The organism is Acinetobacter sp. MYb10, assembly GCF_002980175.2.
GTDB lineage: Bacteria > Pseudomonadota > Gammaproteobacteria > Pseudomonadales > Moraxellaceae > Acinetobacter > Acinetobacter guillouiae.
In genome coordinates, this window is sequence record NZ_CP058272.1 from 3,000,558 (window position 1) to 3,019,168 (window position 18,611).

16 protein-coding genes are annotated in these 18,611 nt (G+C 36.8%); 7 read left to right on the plus strand and 9 right to left on the minus strand.

The annotated features are described in order from the left end of the window. Positions 1-152: 152 nt before the first annotated feature. On the minus strand, positions 153-713 hold the full coding sequence (locus CQZ96_RS14025) for an immunity 26/phosphotriesterase HocA family protein (protein ID WP_146113220.1): 561 nt from the start codon (positions 711-713) through the stop codon (positions 153-155). 157 nt (positions 714-870) lie between these two features. Between CQZ96_RS14025 and rph the strand changes: the two genes are divergently transcribed. The 4 genes from rph (at position 871) to CQZ96_RS14040 (ending at position 4,537) form a co-directional block, all read left to right on the plus strand. Further along, complete coding sequence (gene rph, locus CQZ96_RS14030; protein ID WP_004723527.1) at positions 871-1,587, plus strand: ribonuclease PH; 717 nt, start codon at positions 871-873, stop codon at positions 1,585-1,587. Positions 1,588-1,806: 219 nt separating this feature from the next. Then, positions 1,807-1,935, plus strand: coding sequence for a hypothetical protein (locus CQZ96_RS21820; RefSeq protein ID WP_004723525.1), 129 nt, complete (start codon positions 1,807-1,809; stop codon positions 1,933-1,935). Between the two features lie 20 nt (positions 1,936-1,955). Continuing rightward, positions 1,956-4,136 carry a phosphocholine-specific phospholipase C gene (locus tag CQZ96_RS14035; protein WP_105714176.1) on the plus strand — a complete coding sequence of 727 codons (2,181 nt, stop codon included), beginning with the start codon at positions 1,956-1,958 and terminating at the stop codon, positions 4,134-4,136. A gap of 248 nt (positions 4,137-4,384) precedes the next feature. Next, the gene (locus tag CQZ96_RS14040) at positions 4,385-4,537 is read left to right on the plus strand and encodes a hypothetical protein (protein ID WP_166782862.1); all 153 of its coding nucleotides are present in this window, start codon (positions 4,385-4,387) and stop codon (positions 4,535-4,537) included. Between the two features lie 26 nt (positions 4,538-4,563). On the opposite strand, the gene CQZ96_RS14045 is transcribed toward CQZ96_RS14040, so the two are convergent. The 3 genes from CQZ96_RS14045 to nadC form a co-directional block, all read right to left on the minus strand. Beyond that, positions 4,564-6,441, minus strand: a complete 1,878-nt coding sequence (locus tag CQZ96_RS14045; RefSeq protein ID WP_105714177.1) for an LTA synthase family protein — start codon at positions 6,439-6,441, stop codon at positions 4,564-4,566. Positions 6,442-6,613: 172 nt separating this feature from the next. Continuing rightward, positions 6,614-7,777, minus strand: a complete 1,164-nt coding sequence (locus CQZ96_RS14050) for a tetratricopeptide repeat protein (RefSeq protein ID WP_105714178.1) — start codon at positions 7,775-7,777, stop codon at positions 6,614-6,616. Between the two features lie 151 nt (positions 7,778-7,928). Then, a complete protein-coding gene (gene nadC, locus CQZ96_RS14055; RefSeq protein ID WP_105714179.1) occupies positions 7,929-8,774 on the minus strand; it encodes a carboxylating nicotinate-nucleotide diphosphorylase in 846 nt (281 codons plus the stop codon). A gap of 488 nt (positions 8,775-9,262) precedes the next feature. On the opposite strand from nadC, the gene ampD reads away from it, so the two are divergent. Then, the gene (gene ampD / locus CQZ96_RS14060) at positions 9,263-9,850 is read left to right on the plus strand and encodes a 1,6-anhydro-N-acetylmuramyl-L-alanine amidase AmpD (protein WP_105714180.1); all 588 of its coding nucleotides are present in this window, start codon (positions 9,263-9,265) and stop codon (positions 9,848-9,850) included. 74 nt (positions 9,851-9,924) lie between these two features. Continuing rightward, complete coding sequence (murJ, locus tag CQZ96_RS14065) at positions 9,925-11,475, plus strand: murein biosynthesis integral membrane protein MurJ (protein ID WP_171066920.1); 1,551 nt, start codon at positions 9,925-9,927, stop codon at positions 11,473-11,475. Between the two features lie 265 nt (positions 11,476-11,740). On the opposite strand, the gene CQZ96_RS14070 is transcribed toward murJ, so the two are convergent. From CQZ96_RS14070 to CQZ96_RS14090, 5 genes are all read right to left on the minus strand, one after another. Next, positions 11,741-12,430 carry an FKBP-type peptidyl-prolyl cis-trans isomerase gene (locus tag CQZ96_RS14070; RefSeq protein WP_105714181.1) on the minus strand — a complete coding sequence of 230 codons (690 nt, stop codon included), beginning with the start codon at positions 12,428-12,430 and terminating at the stop codon, positions 11,741-11,743. Positions 12,431-12,476: 46 nt separating this feature from the next. Beyond that, positions 12,477-13,184 (minus strand): FKBP-type peptidyl-prolyl cis-trans isomerase, encoded by a 708-nt coding sequence (locus tag CQZ96_RS14075; RefSeq protein ID WP_004723516.1) that lies wholly within the window; start codon positions 13,182-13,184, stop codon positions 12,477-12,479. A gap of 190 nt (positions 13,185-13,374) precedes the next feature. After that, positions 13,375-15,570: a polysaccharide biosynthesis tyrosine autokinase gene (locus CQZ96_RS14080; RefSeq protein ID WP_105714182.1), complete on the minus strand. Its 2,196-nt coding sequence runs from the start codon at positions 15,568-15,570 to the stop codon at positions 13,375-13,377. Between the two features lie 21 nt (positions 15,571-15,591). Beyond that, a complete protein-coding gene (locus CQZ96_RS14085) occupies positions 15,592-16,020 on the minus strand; it encodes a low molecular weight protein-tyrosine-phosphatase (protein WP_105714183.1) in 429 nt (142 codons plus the stop codon). Beyond that, positions 16,020-17,129 carry a polysaccharide biosynthesis/export family protein gene (locus CQZ96_RS14090; RefSeq protein WP_105714184.1) on the minus strand — a complete coding sequence of 370 codons (1,110 nt, stop codon included), beginning with the start codon at positions 17,127-17,129 and terminating at the stop codon, positions 16,020-16,022. Before CQZ96_RS14090 ends, CQZ96_RS14085 begins: the two co-directional genes overlap by 1 nt. 482 nt (positions 17,130-17,611) lie before the next feature. On the opposite strand from CQZ96_RS14090, the gene pseB reads away from it, so the two are divergent. Further along, the gene (gene pseB / locus CQZ96_RS14095) at positions 17,612-18,610 is read left to right on the plus strand and encodes a UDP-N-acetylglucosamine 4,6-dehydratase (inverting) (protein ID WP_105714185.1); all 999 of its coding nucleotides are present in this window, start codon (positions 17,612-17,614) and stop codon (positions 18,608-18,610) included. Position 18,611: the final 1 nt, after the last annotated feature.

The window sequence follows — 18,611 nt, forward strand, 5'->3', positions numbered from 1 at the left end:
TTTGTATAAGCTAAGTTATGTAAGTTTGAGAATATTTTTAAGGTATTTAATAAACATATTTCCTTATACGAAATTTAAGCATCAACAAGTCATTGTCTTTCAAACATCGTTTTATTATACCTTTTCTTTTGCAGAGTTATGCTTAAAATCTATTAGGAAACAATAGGTTTAAGTCGTAATTGCTCGACCCATACATTAGGAACACCATTAAAGTAGTCTCGTAATCTATCCTCTACATGTTCAGGGTCCCATACTGCTGCACGTTCGAAATCTTTCACCTCTTCATATGTTGCGGGGAATTCAAAGCAATCTTTATCTTTTTCAAAATACACGGAAATACTTTTATCAAAGGGATCTTGCTTAAAAAAATAAACTTGCTCCTTTAATTCATCACTAACAGCGTAATTATCAATGAAATTCCATTTTTTTGACTTAAATGCATACTTCATTACACAAACTTTAAATAAGATTTTTTGAGAAACAATACGGTTTAGATCTTGTTCTAAGTTTTTTGTTTTTAGTTCATAGAATCCCATCAGTATCGAGTTTAAAACTACACCATAGCCATACAAAGAATCATCTAATTCAATTCCAAATACATCACCTTCTTTTATACGTCTACGCCTTTTTTGATTTACCATCAATATATAGTTCCAAATAGCTAAATAATTTTTGAATGTATTAAATTTATCATCGTTTATTACTTGGTCCAAAAGTAAAGTTCTTTTAGTCGTCGATTTATATTCGAATGATCCCAAAGTTGATAGTTAAATCACCCAATTTCAAAAACCACCATCTTGTAACAAAACCATCTCTCTTGGATCTGTTATAATAAGTCGCAATATTTTTTGAATCCCATAAGGACAAGCTATGCGTATCGACCAACGTGCATTAGATCAATTACGTGAAGTTAAAATTACCCGTAACTACACCCGTTATGCGGAAGGTTCAGTATTGGTTGAATTTGGTCATACAAAAGTGCTGTGTACTGCAAGTATTGACAATTCAGTGCCACGTTTCCTAAAAGGTCAGGGCCAAGGCTGGGTGACTGCAGAATACGGTATGTTGCCACGTTCTACCCATACACGTAGCGACCGTGAAGCTGCTCGCGGTAAGCAATCTGGTCGTACTCAAGAAATTCAACGTTTGATTGGTCGTAGCTTACGTGCAATGGTGGATTTGAAAAAATTGGGTGAAAACACCATTACCATCGACTGCGATGTGATTCAGGCAGATGGTGGTACACGTACTGCTGCAATTACGGGTGCTGCGGTTGCATTAATTGATGCTATGAATGTACTTCTTGAGAAAAAGAAAATTAAGCATGATCCATTAAAAGGGCTTGTTGCTGCGATTTCTGTCGGCATGTATCAAGATGAAGTATTGCTTGATCTTTGCTATGAAGAAGATTCTAACTGTCAAACTGACTTGAATGTGGTGATGACTCAAGCAGGTGAGTTTATTGAAATTCAAGGGACTGCAGAAGAAAAACCATTTACACGCGCTCAATCCAATGCAATGCTTGAAATGGCTGAAAAAGGTATTCAGGAATTGGTAAAAAAACAACAAGAAGCGCTTGGTTGGTAATTCGAAAATATTGATATATTTTTATAAACAAAACGCATCTTCGGATGCGTTTTTTATTGCATAAAATGATTTTAACCTAATTCGGTTATTTATAAATTAAAACAAATATTTGATATTCATAATTTTTTAAAAAGTATTCATCAAACTGCCATAAAAACTTCACTCTAGCGTCATAGCAGTTGTATTGACTATCCCTACCTTTATTTCATGGATAGGACAATGCAAAATTTTTTGCTGATTTTAGTGACCAGTCTGAGTGTCTTACTCAGTGCTTGTAATGATGATAATGAAAGCTCAACGACGAATCCACAGCCACCCGCTGCGTGTAAAGTACATTGCGCACCATAATAAAAAATAAGGAAATAGAGATGAACCGTCGTGATTTTTTAGTCAATTCAACAAAAACAATATTTGGTACAGCCGCTTTAGCCAGCTTTCCAGCCAGCATCCAAAAAGCTTTAGCCATTGACGCCAAAGTCGAAACAGGCACGATTAAAGATGTAAAACATGTCATCATTTTGACGCAAGAAAATCGCTCGTTTGATAATTATTTTGGAACGTTAAAAGGAGTTCGTGGATTTGGTGATCGTTTTACCATTCCGCTATCCGACAACCGTAAGATTTGGGAACAATACGATAAAGATAAGAATAAAATCTTTCCCTATCATTTAGACAGTACTCGCGGTAATGCACAACGTGTTAGTGGTACGCCACACTCATGGACAGATGGACAATTTGCTTGGAACCATGGCCGTATGGGCAATTGGGTACAGTATAAACAACCCCAATCTATGGGATATTACAAACAAAAAGAAGTTGAATTTCAGTTCTCACTTGCCAACGCCTTTACCCTGTGTGATGCATATCATTGTGCAATGCATACTGGAACCAATTCGAATCGTATGTTCTTATGGACAGGTTCAAATGGTCCGAAAGCTGCGGGTGTTGCCAGTGTCGTCAATGACTTGGACAGTATTGGTGCATCAAGCACAGGCTATGATTGGACAACCTATCCTGAGCGCCTACAACAAGCGGGTGTGACGTGGAAAGTTTATCAAAATATGCCCGATAACTTTACCGACAATCCTTTGGCTGGCTTTAAACAATATCGCCGTGCCAATGAATTATCAGGTAAACCTGTAAACAATGACAGCACGTGTCCTGCTTATGATCCTGCCATTGATGCAATACAACCGTTGTATAAAGGGATTGCCAATACGATGCCTGATGGCGGATTTCTCGCTTCATTTAAAGATGATATTGCCAAAGGTCAATTACCTCAAGTCAGCTGGATGGTTGCACCTGCAGCCTATAGTGAGCATCCAGGACCATCAAGCCCTGTACAAGGTGCTTGGTACATTCAGGAAGTTTTAAATGCTTTAACGGAAAACCCTGCGATTTGGAGTCAAACGGTTTTATTGGTCAACTTTGATGAAAATGATGGCTTTTTTGACCACGTTCCATCACCAAGCGCACCTTCAAAAGATGCTTCAGGTGTGATGCAAGGTAAAACCACCTTGAGTGATGAACAAATCTCATATGAATACGCCACGCACCCCAAAGCTTCAGCAGGACAACCTAACTTTACTGATCCTAAAGTCAGCAATGGTGTGGGGGTTTATGGTCCAGGAATACGCGTACCCATGTATGTGATTTCTCCCTGGAGCCGTGGTGGTTGGGTAAATTCACAGGTTTTTGATCATTCGTCTGTTATTCGTTTCTTAGAGCAACGTTTTGGCGTGCAAGAACCGAATATTAGTCCATATCGCCGTGCTGTATGTGGTGATTTAACAACAGCTTTTGACTTTAAAAATCCAAATACCACAGCTATTTCGGACTTGATGGGTAAAAAAACCAAGAATGATGCAGATGCGATTCGTAATGCGCAAGCGCTATTGCCGCCGGTTTCCCGTCCTTTAAGTCAGGTCTATCCTGTTCAAGAGTTAGGAACACGATTGTCTCGGGCATTGCCTTATATTTTACATAGTAGTGCGAAAGTTGATGTGGCAACAAAAACGGTGAAGTTAATGTTCTCTAATACCGGAACACACGCCGCAGTTTTCCATGTTTATGACAAATTGAATTTAGACGCGATTCCTCGTCGTTATATGGTTGAAGCAGGCAAGCAATTGGACGATGTATGGAACGCTTCAAATGGACTATATGATTTATGGGTATTGGGTCCAAATGGCTTCCATCGTGGCTTTGCAGGAGATTTAGTCAAGTCTGCACAAATAGATGCATTGCCAGAAGTGCGTGTATGTGTTGAAGAGTGTGATCCTAAACTCTATTTAAAAGTTCGTAATGACGCTGCGAAAACAGCAAAATTGACAGTAAAAGCCAATGCTTATCTACCCAATAAGACATGGAATATCGAAACGGCTTCTACAGAAAAGGAGTTGAATTGGAATATGTCTGATTTCGGTGGTTGGTATGATTTTACTGTAACAATAGAGGGTGATAGCACCTTTAAACGCCGTTTTGCTGGGCGTATTGAAACGGGTAAAGACTCATTTTCTGACCCTTATATGGGATTTATAGAATCTTAATTTTAAATAGCTGAATTTTTATGATTTAAATAAGGTGCGAATTGCACCTTATTTTTAGTTGATAGAAGATTTTTAGTTGATAGAAGGCCACATAATTTGCGCAAACTTACATGATTAAGATTCCAATCATCTATTTACGTCAATAGATACATAAATCAGCTGAAATCCCTTGTTTCGTATACAGACTCTACAAATCTTTTCATCAACCGATATTTAGAATATTTCAAACTTTAGCAAATGGCAGGCTTATGAAAATACTCATTGTTCTATTCGCAGTGATTACCTTTGTATTGATGGCTGGAGATCCACGCCGTGAAGATTTCGAAAGCAAAGAATTTGACGCAAAAAATAATGAACCGCAACAACATGCTGAACAGCAGCATGATCAAGAAGACTCTTGAGAACCTTCTTGATCATTTGGATAGGACTAGCTTTCAGCTTTTGATTTTAACATCTGATAAGTGAAATTCTTACCATTTAGCACATCCATATTCATGTCTTTATACTGTTGTAGAATCTCTGTTTGATCAAATTCACAAGATTTTTGCGTTTGCGTCCCTGTTTGATGAACAGTGCTATAACAAGAACCCACCTTATTTACAAAAGCATAGTAAGGTGAAAGGGGAATATGCGCAGCTTCTAATACTTTGGGTGCTAAGAAATGTGCCGCCACAAAAGGCCCTTTAAATTGCTTTTGATCAATCGGGAAATTTGCCCAAACTGCAAGTGGTGTTTCAAAGAAGCGAACATCTTTTTTCTCAGCTTTTTCTTGCGCTGATTTAAAGAAGCCATACTCATCGTAAACGCTTTGTAAGTTGGGTAAATGGTCACCAAAGAAAATCACAATTGTTGGGCGATCAAGCTGTTTAACATGCTCAATCAGGGTTTTAAATTTATCGTCAGCACGTTGCATACCCGTTAAATAAGTATTCAGCGCGCGTTTACTGTTCTCACTCACACCATCTTTGGTGATTTTAAAATGGTCTTTACCAAAGCGATCATCACTGTACATTGGATGATTTTCAACACTGATCGCATAGATAAATTGCGGTTTATCCGTATTTTTAAGCTGATTTTCAATGCTGTTATAAATCAAATCATCAGTAGCCCAACCCGCAGCATTGATATATTTGGCGCGGTCAGCCATGTTGATCATATTTTCAATTGAAGTAAAACGGTTAAAACCTAGATTTTGATAAACTGCGCTACGGTTATAAAAATATTTGCCGTTGTTATGCATTGCAGTTGTTTCATAACCCAATGTATTCAAATACATTGGTAATGAATAAGTTGGACGTTTTAATTTTGATACATAAGCCAGTTCATTATGATTTAAATAGGTATTTAGACTGGTTAACACTTCAAACTCAACGTTAGCAGTTCCTCCACCAAAACTTGGAGACAATAAGCTAGAAACCTGATTTTTATTAATCGTTGGGGTGATGTTAGGTGGAATGCTTTTGTCTAATTTTCTGGCATCCCAATGCGACTCGCTCATCACAAAAACGATATTTGGCAATTGTTTTTGTTGTGACGGATCATCTGATGCTAGATTCGCTGTAGATTCTTCATCATGTTCAACCGCCATCGGTTGATAAAAAGCAGCAACTTTTTCTTCAGGAATAACTTGTGTTTGGAAAATTTTATTGTTTAAGCCATCTACGGTTTTGGAAAAGAAGAAGGTCGAAAAACCTAAGTATTTAATGGTTAGATGATCACCAATCCAGTCACCACGGGTATTGGGTAGATATTTTGCATATTGGCAAATTGAATTTTTTGCTGCATTGGCACAAGCTTCACTAAAATTATTTTTAAAATTCGCAGTGATAAAGAAACCAAGGATGGCAAAAGATAAAATGCTGTTTGTCAGGAGAAGAGGCTTCGTCCCTAATTTTTCTTTTTTATAGAGAAATACAAATAGTCCAATAAACACCACAATTGCTGCAAAGACTGCAATTTTGAGCATGATTGGAGAGGCGATAAAGGTTTCTTTAAATAATAAAAAATCACTAGGAACTAAACTTGCAGAAAGATATTGCTCTTTCTTGATATTGATAAAGCTCAGTAAAAAAATAATAAATTGACTAAGTAAAATGGTCGCAAAGGTTTTTCTTAGGATTAAATAAAATAAACTAATAAAGGCGTAGTTTAAGAGAATTGAAAAGCCATATTTATACAGACGTGGTTTTAGATAGATGTCACGTAATTGAAAGAAACGCGTGATATCTTCTTGATATAAGAAAAAAGCAAATACAGATAAAAAAGCGACAAGTAAAAACAAAACTTGTTGTTTCAAAGTCTTCATTGGCCTAATTACAGGAATGTATTGGAAGCCAAAGATTATAGGCTTATTCAGACGGCTTTTCTATGTAAAAACTGCTTGTTTTGTAAGCAAAATTAAAACTAATCAATAAAAAATAGCAAACTAAAGCATCAACGTTGCCCAAAGAATGTAGATATCCTTTGGGCAATTTTTTTTACTGGCTTACACGTTGTATCGCTTCATCATAAGTCGCGCTTGGTTTGTATTGATTGGCCAATTGGTAATGTTGCTTAGCTTGGGCATAATCTTGATTATTTTCATAGATTTTACCCATATTATAGTGAGAATAAGCTTTGGTATTGTTATTGGTTGCCAAAGCAATGGCTTTTTGATTTGCCCATAAAGCTTCTGAGGAACGATTGAGCTTTTGATAAGCAACAGCAAGATTACTATAGGTCTGGCCAACATTTGGATTGTAGTCGATAGACTGTTGATAGAGCATTGCAGCTTGTTCAATCTGGTTGTTTTGATAGGCTTTATCCGCACTTAAATTAAGTGTCTTGGCTCGTTTTTGCGCATCTGCTGAGACAGGAACGATATTTACCCGAGTGGTTTGATTTTGATAATTTGATACTGTTGAACCCACTTGGCTTGCGTTAACTGTGGTTCCTGAAATACGATTGATGTCTTGAATTTCACCTTCAGGGCTAATGCGGAATACAGTCCATAGATTACCCGTTTGACCAGTCGGAATATAATAAGAACGAATCAGTGATTCACCTGCATAGACCATGACTTTGGCTTGGCTATTGGATAAGTTGGCCGTAGTTGGTTGAGTGCGATCAGAATAGTCATGTACTGAATACACATAATATTGACCTTCTAAACGTTTATCGATAGTGACGGTTTCAGGACCATAAGAGTCGGTGTCATCCACATCCAGATTTGCAGCCAAACCTTGTTTACTGTCCCAATATACATGCTGATTTTTATAACTTAAGTGTGAATCGAGATCTAAAGGGTTTTGCCCCCAATTCAGTACAATTCGCATACTGTTGAGATCTTTGAGTACAGGACTTAAGGCGTAGGTCATACCATCACATGGACATTTTGCAACCAGTGTTGAATAACCTGATTTTTTGATAATCAGTAAATTATCTGAACTGTCTATAGTATTACTATTGACTGCGGCTCGGCCGCTTGTATTGGTAGAACTTGAGGCAGAGCGCTCACCATTTTTTTGCAAAATCACTTCCGCATTGGCAATATTTTGATCTTTCACTGTTGCACTTAACACATGCACATTGACGGTGTCTGCATGGCTCAAGATCGGAATAATGGATGCGAATAGTGATGAATATAAAATATGTTTTTTCATTGTTTATCTCTTTTGTTGGTGCACATAATTTGATTGTTATTTAGAAGATCTTTTGCATAAAATTAGCTGATTATTTATTGACTCATCGTTTTATTTTGTAATAAAAAAAGCAGTATATAGATACTGCTTCATGGCTCATATGATTGAGTGATTAGTCATTAAATCGCATAGATAAATCAATCGCTTTAACATCTTTGGTCAATACACCCATCGAAATATAGTCAACACCTGTTTGTGCAACTTGACTTAAATTCTCAAGAGTAATATTTCCAGAAGCTTCTAATTTACAGCGCCCTGCAACATGTTTAACCGCATCAATCATTTGTTGTTGGCTAAAATTATCTAGCATGACGATATCGGCTTTGGCTTCAAGTGCTTGATTCAGTTCATCCCATGTTTCAACTTCGACTTCAACAGGCTTACCTGGTGCGATTTGATGCGCTTTGGCAATTGCTTGAGCAATACCACCGGCAGCCATGATGTGATTCTCTTTAATTAAGAACGCATCGAATAAACCAAGGCGGTGGTTTTGACCGCCACCTACAGCAACTGCATACTTTTGTGCAATCCGTAAACCCGGCAAAGTTTTACGCGTATCTAATAATTTGGTTGCTGTACCTTCTAGATATTTTACGTATTCAGCCGTTTTGGTTGCGACTGCAGACAGGGTTTGCACAAAGTTTAATGCAGGACGCTCAACAGTCAGCAAACTACGCGCAGAACCTGCCAATTTATAAATAGTTTCATTGGCTTTGACCCAGTCACCATCATTTTTAAGCCAAGTAATCTGTACGCTTGGATCATAAGCCTTGATCAGAGCATCGACCCAAGGTTGTCCCGCCAAGACCATATCTTCACGCGAAATGATCGTGGCTGTCGCTTGCTCATCTTCTGGTGTGAGTAGGGCAGTAATATCAGCATCGCCAATATCTTCTTGGAGTGCTTGTTGAATATTAATTTGAATAGATTGTTCAAGCAAAGATTCAGGTATGCTCATGGATATCCCTATTTTAGTCACCCTTAAAAACTGAGCGATATATTAGCACTGTCATTGCAAGTTTGAAGAAGTTTTTATTTTATACAGATTAGGATCTGTTAACATTTCATAAATAGTTTGCGTTGTAGGTTCAAATTAAGCACGAGATGTATACATCGTAAAACATGAATGAGAATAGTGAGACTATTTTTAAGTTTCGTAACGCAAACTGAGATGATTTTAGTCATAACTTGAACAAGAATAAAGCATTACTTTATTCGTAGTGAAAGTCGAAGCTGAGGACTAGAGTCTTTTTTGCCGCTACATGTTACCTTGCGAAACGATGTTTCTCATCATTTAGAATGACTAAATTTCGTATTTCGTGCCTTGTATCGCCTAAAAAATACTCGTCGTCGCAAACATAGACGAATTGTCAACAGACCCGAGAGTACACTAAAATATTGAAAATCAGCTTTATTGAAAATAGAAAAATTCTGTAGGAATAAGATATGCAATCTGCACCACAGTTTCAGGTCGTAAATGGTCAATTGATTGGCGCAAGACAAGTCCCATCACCCAACTATAATCAACGTCCTGAAAATACAGAGATTCAGCTGATTGTGATTCACAATATTAGTTTGCCACCGTCACAATTTGGTGGTGGTTATATTGAACAGTTTTTTCAAAATCAACTGGATTGGTCAGTCCATCCTTATTTTCAAACCATTGAGGGTATGCAGGTTTCTGCACATTTGCTGATTTTAAGAACTGGTGAAATTATACAGTTTGTTAATTTTAATGATCGAGCTTGGCATGCCGGACGTTCAGCTTATCTAGGTAAAGTTGAGTGTAATGACTATTCAATTGGGATTGAACTTGAAGGAAGTGATGATAGCGATTTTGAAGCGATCCAATATCAACAACTGGTTGATGTGGTTGCCACTTTGCAACACGCTTATCCAAAAACTGATCATCATTTAACAGGACACTCTGATATTGCATCAGGACGAAAAACTGATCCTGGACCACATTTTCAATGGCAGCAATTTAGAGAAAGTTTGAATCAGAAAAAATTAAAAGTAGAACAAGTGAAGTAAATAAGTGTCTGTTTATGATTTAACAACGCAATTTTAAGAATATTTAATTACAATAGCGACTTTATTTTAACTAGGTGAATACGATGGCGCTGTGGCGATCCACCTTTATTGTCAGTGCAATGACCATGTTGTCACGAGTCTTGGGCTTAGTCCGAGATATGGTTTTGCTCAATGTGTTTGGGGCAGGTAAGGATTTTGACACCTTTGTGGTTGCTTTTCGTATTCCCAATTTTTTCAGGCGTTTATTTGCAGAAGGGGCTTTTTCACAAGCCTTTATCCCGGTACTCACCGAATATAAAACTACAAAACTGCATGCGGAAGTACAGATTCTGATTAGTCGTGTGTTTGGCTGTTTGTTAATGGTGATGTCACTGTTAACCTTAATCAGTATGATCATTGCGCCTGTGATCTTGTATGTCTATGCACCTGGTTTTCATAATGATCCTGCAAAATTTGATCTGGCTGTAGATATGTTTCGTTTAACGATTCCCTATCTGATGTTTATGTCATTGACTGCATTTGCTAGCAGTATTTTGAATAGTTATGGATCTTTTGCTTCGCCAGCGTTTTCGCCTGTATTACTCAACGTGGCAATGATTGCTGGTGCTTGGTGGTTAGCCCCGCATATGGCTCAACCGATCATGGCTTTAGGATGGGCTGTGGTTGCAGCAGGGGTTTTACAACTTGCGATTCAAATACCTGAATTATGGAATAAAAAATTACTGATTCCACCTAAAGTTGATTTTAAACATGAGGGTGTAGATCGAATTTTAAAACTGATGTTGCCCGCTTTATTTGGTGTATCAGTCACTCAGATTAACTTATTACTAAATACAATTTGGGCGTCATTCATGCAAGATGGTTCGGTGTCATGGTTATATAGTGCCGAACGGATGACCGAGTTACCACTTGGATTGATTGGTGTTGCTATTGGTACCGTGATTCTTCCGTCTCTTTCTGTGAGTAAAGCAGAACAAGATCAGGCCAAGTTTCGTAGAATGTTGGATTGGGCTGCACGCGTGATTGTCTTGGTGGGTGTGCCAGCCAGTATCGCTTTGTTCATGTTATCTACGCCGATCATTCAAGCGCTTTTCCAGCATGGTGCTTTTGATGCACGTGATACGCAAATGACCGCTATGGCACTGCAATGTATGAGTGGCGGTGTACTGGCATTTATGTTGATTAAAGTTTTTGCACCAGGTTTTTATGCCATTCAGGACACTAAAACACCTGTACGTGTCGGCTTAATGGCGGTTGCAGCCAATGCGATTTTAAACATTATCTTTATTGGTATTTTTAAATTGATTGATTGGCAAGCTGAGCATATGGCCTTAGCCATTGCTTCTTCAGGCTCAGCTTTGGTCAATGCAGGGATGTTATATTTTTATTTACATAAGAAAAATATTTTCCGTTTTGGTGCGCACTGGAAAAAATTATTCGTTCAATTTGCCATTGCCAATATCGTAATGATTGGCGCGCTATGGTTTGCTTTAAATTGGTATGATGGTACAGCTTCGCAATGGCTTCGAATTCTTGAAGTTGTCGGGTTATGTTTAGTCGGTATTGTGGCTTATGGCATTGCTCTACTTGCAGCAGGTTTTAGACCAAGACATTTAAAGCACTAAATTAAGGCCAATCAACAGAATATAAATGAGATAGCTTTTACTTTGAGCATCATTCAATCATATATGCTGTATCTAGTGCATGGTGACAAGGATGTCATCATAGCGTGTGGGATAGAATTTAAATTCTAAATATAAAATACAGTACTGTAAGCTTTATAGATGTATGAATTTACTTCTATGAAATGCGATAAGATTTCTTATTAGAGTATAAAAAACATCGCAATTGAGCGATGCTTTTTATTTTTAAAACTATTTCGCATTGAAACTAAGGTAAAACTTTTAGAAGTTCTACATCAAAAATTAATGTGCTGTTTGGGCCAATCGCATCACCCGCACCAATCTCGCCGTAGGCAAGTTTTGCTGGAATAAAGAAACGATATTTCGCGCCTTCTTTCATCAGTTGCAAACCTTCAGTCCAACCTTGAATCACTTGGCTAACTTGAAATTCTACCGCTTCATTTCGTGCAAAAGAACTGTCAAATACAGTGCCATCCAATAAACGACCTTCATAGTTTACAGAGACTTTAGATTTTGCAGAGGGTGATTTTCCAGTACCTTGTTGTAAAACACTATACTGCAAACCGCTTGGGCGAGTAATTACACCTGTTTTCTTCGCATTTTCTACAAGAAAAGCTTCACCTTGTTTGGCACTTACATCTGCAGCTTGTTTAAACTCTAGCATTTGTTTTGCTTCAGTTTGCTGTTTATATTGTGCAAGTGCTTTTGCCATCTCTTCATCAGTTAAGCTTGCTTTCTGACCTGTAGAGCCTTCTTTGATGCCTTGGATAAAGGCATTTAAATTAATTTGTTTTAAGGTATCGGCATTGGTACGTCCCATGACATAACCATAGCTATACCCAAGTTGATCTTGTTGAGAGCTTTTATTGTTAATCGGTGCTGAGAAAGCTGCGCTACTCAGCAGACTAAGACTAAGCACAATAAGTGTTTTTTTCATAATTAAAATCCAAAAAAGGAGAGTAAATCTCTCCTTTTCTTAAATGTTATTTAACTTTAACAAGTTCAACATCAAAAATTAAAGTGCTGTTTGGAGGAATTGTTCCAGGAACACCTTGTTCACCATAAGCCAATTTTGCAGGAATATATAAGGTTGCTTTACCGCCTTCCTTCATGAGTTGTAAACCTTCAGTCCAACCTGGAATCACTTGATTTAAAGGAAACTCAACGGGTTGACCACGATCATATGAACTGTCGAATACTTTGCCATCTAACAACTGACCTTTGTAATGTACCGTGACTTGTGAAGTAGCAGCAGGCTGTTTACCCGTACCTTCTTTGGTGATTTTATATTGCAATCCTGAAGCTGTTGTTTTAACACCTTCTTTTTTCGCATTTTCAGCTAAGAATGAGTCATTTGATGAAGCTGTTTCTTTGCTTTGTTGTAATTGCTTTTGTTGCATTTCTTTTTGGAAGTCAACATACGCAGCTTGTAATTCTTCATCTGTATAGGCACGTTGTTTTTTAGCATGGCCGTCACGAATACCGCTGATAAATGTATTCACATCGACTTCAGGTGGCGTTTGGCTCGCAACTTCATAACCAAGTGCATAACTGATTTTTTCTACAGGTTTAGCATTTTTTGACATTGAATGACTGTTTACATCAGCAGGATGTTGAGATGCATAATAAACAGGTACAAGTGCAGCACCACCTAAGATTACAGCAATTGCGATGGGTAAGGCTTTACTCATAAAAATTTCCAAATTTTAATCTTTTAAGAGGCTAATTTGATCATTAGCATAATCTGCTCAAGCATATAACTTCTTCATCATAAACGATATAGTTATCTGATGACGACAACTAAAAATATACAGTTATATTGACCAAAATATTGGCACAAAAAAGCCAGATTCAATCTGGCTTTTTCTTCATTATTTGATATTAATCATCTTTGGATGAGGTGTAAGCATAAGCATAATTATAGCCATAATTACCGCCTACATTTGCTCGGACATCATTGAGAATAATACCATTCACTTTACTTCCCGCTTGTTCAAAGCGAGTGATGGTTAATTCAAGTTCTTTCATCTGTGTTTTTGCATAACGTGCAACTACAAGATTGACACCTGCAAATTGGGAAACGATGATGCCATCAGTTACCGCCAAGATAGGTGGGGTATCGATAATAATATGATCATATTGTTGAGAAAGTTGTTCTAATAACTCACTAAAACGATCTGAACTCAACATTTCAGATGAATGACTATTATTTTTACCACGTGGCAGAAAATCTAAATGATTTACAGTGTTTGAATGGACAATACATTGCTCAAGGGTACTTTGACCTGACAAATATTCCGTTAAACCAGGAGAGGTGTCATGACTAAAATATTTATGTAAATAGCCTTTGCGTATATCTGCATCAATCAATAAAACTTTCTTATTGCCTTGTGCAAAAATCGCGGCGAGGTTGGTTGAGATAAATGATTTACCAATTTCCGGAGCAGGTCCAGAAACCGCAATAATATTATTTTTGGCTGTGTTTAGCGCAAAATGAATCGTGGTACGAATGCTACGTAAGCTTTCAATGGCAATATCTTCACTATTTTTAGCAGCGAGAATAGGGATCGATTTCTTTTTTCTCAGCAATTGTACGCGGCTTTCTTGAATTGGAGAACGAGGGACAGTGGCGTAGACCGGTAAATCAAGTTCGTTTTCAATGCGAGTTGAGTCTTTGATTCCTGATGAAAGTAGATTGCGCAATAATGCGATGAGAACACCAATAAATCCACCAACAAAAATTGAAAGAATTAACACAATCAATTTTCTTGGTTTAATCGGTTTAAAAGGTTCTACAGCTGTATCAATAATACGCACATTGCCGATTTCACCTGCTTTGACAATTTTTAATTGCTGATAACTGTTTAATAGAGAGGTATAGAGCTCGGTATTGACTTTAACATCACGATAGAGTTGTAAATACAGACGTTGAGTTTCAGGCAAACGTTTAATTGCTTGATTAATCTCTGTCGATTTCTTATCAATAGCAGCCAGCTGTGCATTGATTTCCGCCATCAATGGGTGATCAGATGTATATTTTGCAGAATATTCAGCTTGTTTTTGCTTTAACTCGATCTGCATTTTTTCCAATTCAACATTCTGCTTGAGCATCAACTCCGCTTCTTGAGTGACATCAACCGTATTATATTGTTCACGGAATCTATTAAATTTAATCTCAGATTCTTCAAGCTGCTGTTTAAGTTCTGGCAGTTGTTGATCCAGAAAACTTAATGTTTGTTTAGATTCTAAAGTTTTGCGTTCAATATTCTGTTCGTGATAGACGTTCAGGATATTATTAAGAACTTGAGTAATATGCTGTTGATCATTTCCATTATAACTCAGACCAATGACACCCGTCATTTTGCCTTTTTCAGCAACAGTATAATTCTCTTGAAGTGCTTTCATTGCTGAAGGGAGAGAAAGTTTAGTAACGGTAAAGTCTTGTTGGAATGGATTTAGACTATTGATTTGAACCAACCACAATCCTTTATTGTCTTGGGCTTTGTTGAGTTGATTGAGTGTGCCTCGAAATATAACTTGGTCTTTATAGGTTAAACTAAACTGATTTTTATTTATAAATTGTAACGTGAGATTTTTATCATAATAATATTCAGGGACATCTAGTTTTAGTATAGAAAAGCTAGATTGATCTTTTTGAAAACTGACTGCCTTGGTACTATAGCTGAGCTGAGTTTTTTCGTTAGAAATTAATTTATGTAAAAAATTATCCGCATTGTCTTGAATTTGGATATTTAAATTTAAATTCTGAATTACTTTACCAAGGACAAGTCGTGAATTTAAAATTTCAATTTCAGCATCAGCTGGTGATTTTTGTCCTAAGCCACCTGCAACATCTTTTAACTCACCCATGAGAGCAGCTGATGCTGCACTTTTACCTTCTTCGACCTGAACTAGTGCATCTGTAGAATAGACAGGTGATGTGACGCGTAAATAAAGCAGAGCGCAAATTAAGGTTAAAATGACACAAAGTGCAATCACTTTCCATTGAGCAATTAAAGAGAAAAACAACTCTTTTAAGTCAATCGTATCATCATTAGTTTTTGAATTTTGGTTCATAGGTAAACAACTAATTAAAATTTAGAGATGTGATTGCCAGTCATTGGCATAAACTTGGATATTTTTACATGTTTCATCAAAAAAAGCTTGATCATGTTGATATGGGTCTGGCACATTTTGACCCTGCCAGTGCCCTAAACGAAATACTTTACCTTTGGCAAAAGGCCATTTTTGTTCGATATGCTGTGATTGGTTTTTACTCATCACTAGAATAAGATCAGCTTTTTTAATCAACTCCGCATTAATTTGTCGTGCAACATGGGAGCGCATATCAATATTTAAAGCATCCATACAAGCTATGGCTTTATCATCTGCGGAATGGCCGACCATTGCAGAAAGCCCTGCTGACTTTATATTTAAATCTGGATAGTTTTGCCTTAAAAAGAATTCTGCCATTGGACTACGACAGATATTCCCTACGCACACCACCAATATATTTTGGAATTGCATTATTGTCCTAAGCGATCAATGTTATATAAGGCATTAGAAAAAGGAATGATTTGGTTGATTACACGTTGCCAGCGAGTTAATCCTGTTGCATCTATATAGACGATATCATTTTTTTGCATCGTAAATTGATTAGCAAGTGCAAAGTTTCCAAAACTGCTTAAATTCAGTTGATAAACGGAAGATGCTTGGCTATTGATATCTGTACGCATGACATAAATACGTGCAGCGCTAGCAGAGTTTGGATTAATGCCTCCACTCTCCCCAAGTACATCACTTAAGGTCATACCTTGATCACGTAGAGCGATTGCCTGAGTACGGCTTGACTCACCTAAAACATATAGCTTTTGATCTTGTTTGGTATTCACAAAAATTGTGTCATTCGGTTGAATGAGTAGATTATGTAGAGATAAACCTTGTTTTTCTAATTGAATGGTATTGAGGTTATAAGTTTGACCATCGCGAATCAATTGAATATTGGTATTGTCACCGGTTTGCGTATTGATACCTCCAGCCTGACCTAATGCAGTGTAGATACTGATCGGCTGGTCATTTAAAGTATATTGGCCACTTTTCACAACTTGACCATTCACAAAGTACCGTTTTCCCTCATAGGATATAACACGTACGATCACATCTGGCGTTTTTAAATATCGTGCAAATAGTTTGCGCATTTCATTGTTGATTTCAACTAAACTTTTGCCTACTGCACGATATGAGCCAATTAAAGGTGCTTGTATATAACCATTTTGGTCAATCTGAAAACCATTTGCTAACACAGATGTATTATTGGTCATTTGAGTTACAGGAGGGGTTATTTCAGGGTATGCCCATAATTGTATAGATAGGATGTCACCAGGGCTTAACCGGTAAATTGTATTTCTTTGATTAAATAGGGAAACAATATCGTTTGAATTATTATTTTTAGAAAACCCTATAGTTGAAATATTCTCTTGTGTGAGTTGCACTACATTTAGCTTAGCGCCTTGATCTGTTTGATAAACCCCTTCTTCAGGAACATCATAAGTTTGAAGTCCAGAAGTGATTGCACAACCAGTAAATGAAACAGAAATTGCTAAAATTGTAAAAAGTGAGGTGCATCGATACTTCACATTCAAAACCCTTCGTTATATTACAGCATTAATTTAGACTCAATTATAGATGATGATTCTATTCTATAATTTAATTAATGCCTATGATTAATATGTATTAGTTTTTATGTCAGTTTTGAAAACTTAGACATCAACTGGTTGTATAAAATAACAAATAATATACAAGATCTTAGCGTAAATAAAAAAAGTAGTTGATATCTTTGTTTCAGCGGTTTTTTATTGTATTTAAGCGACTTTACTTTATTGTACGCAAGTAGAAACAAATATGATGGAACTTGAACAGTGACACTTTGTAGTATTTTTACATGAAGTAGTAGGTTGGCTGTAATTTTTCACTGAAATGCTGGTAGGCCTTATTGCTATTATTGTAATATATGCATTCATGACAATCGATTTAGTATAATATTCACATATTATTGTTCTATGTAGATAGTGTCTTTTTAGAATTTAAAGTTAATTGAAAGCAAAAAACAGAGGAAATAATGTTAGAAGGTTCTACTATACTCGTAACAGGTGGTACAGGCTCTTTTGGGAATACCTTTATCCCAATGACTTTAGAAAAATATAATCCTAAAAAAATAATCATTTTTTCTCGTGATGAAATGAAGCAATGGGAAATGGCAAAAAAATTTAAAGATGATAGTCGTGTACGTTTTTTTATTGGCGATGTAAGAGATAAAGAACGTCTTTATCGTGCTTTGGATGGTGTGGATTATGTAGTACATGCTGCTGCAACCAAAATTGTACCTACTGCTGAATATAACCCTTTTGAATGTATTAAAACAAACATCAACGGGGCTATGAACGTAATTGATGCTTGTATAGATAAGAAAGTAAAAGGTGTAGTTGCTTTGTCAACAGACAAAGCAAGTAGTCCAATTAATTTATATGGTGCGACTAAACTTGCATCTGATAAATTGTTCGTGGCAGGCAATGCCTACTCTGGTGAGCATGGAACAAAATTCTCTGTAGTTCGATATGGTAATGTTATGGGTTCTCGTGGTTCGGTTATCCCATTTTTTATGTCGATCAAAGATAAAGGTGTTCTACCAATTACAGATGATCGTATGACGCGATTTATGATCTCTTTAGAACAGGGTGTTGAGCTTGTTTGGCATGCTTTTGAAGATATGGTTGGAGGGGAAATTTATGTAAAAAAAATCCCTTCAATGAAAGTAACTACATTGGCATCAGTTGTTGCACCAGAAGCTAAACAGGAAGTTGTTGGTATTCGACCTGGTGAGAAATTGCATGAGCAAATGATCAGTGTGGAAGACTCTTACTACACTTATGAATATCCAGAGCATTATAAAATTTTGCCAGTGATTAATGATTGGGCTGAAACAAAAGAACGTATTAAAGATGGTACAAAAGTCCCAGAAGGTTTTCATTATTCAAGTGATAATAATGCTGAGTGGATGAGTAATGTAGAATTACAAGCTTGGTTAGTAAAAAATGCTGAAAAAATAGGTAATATTTAAA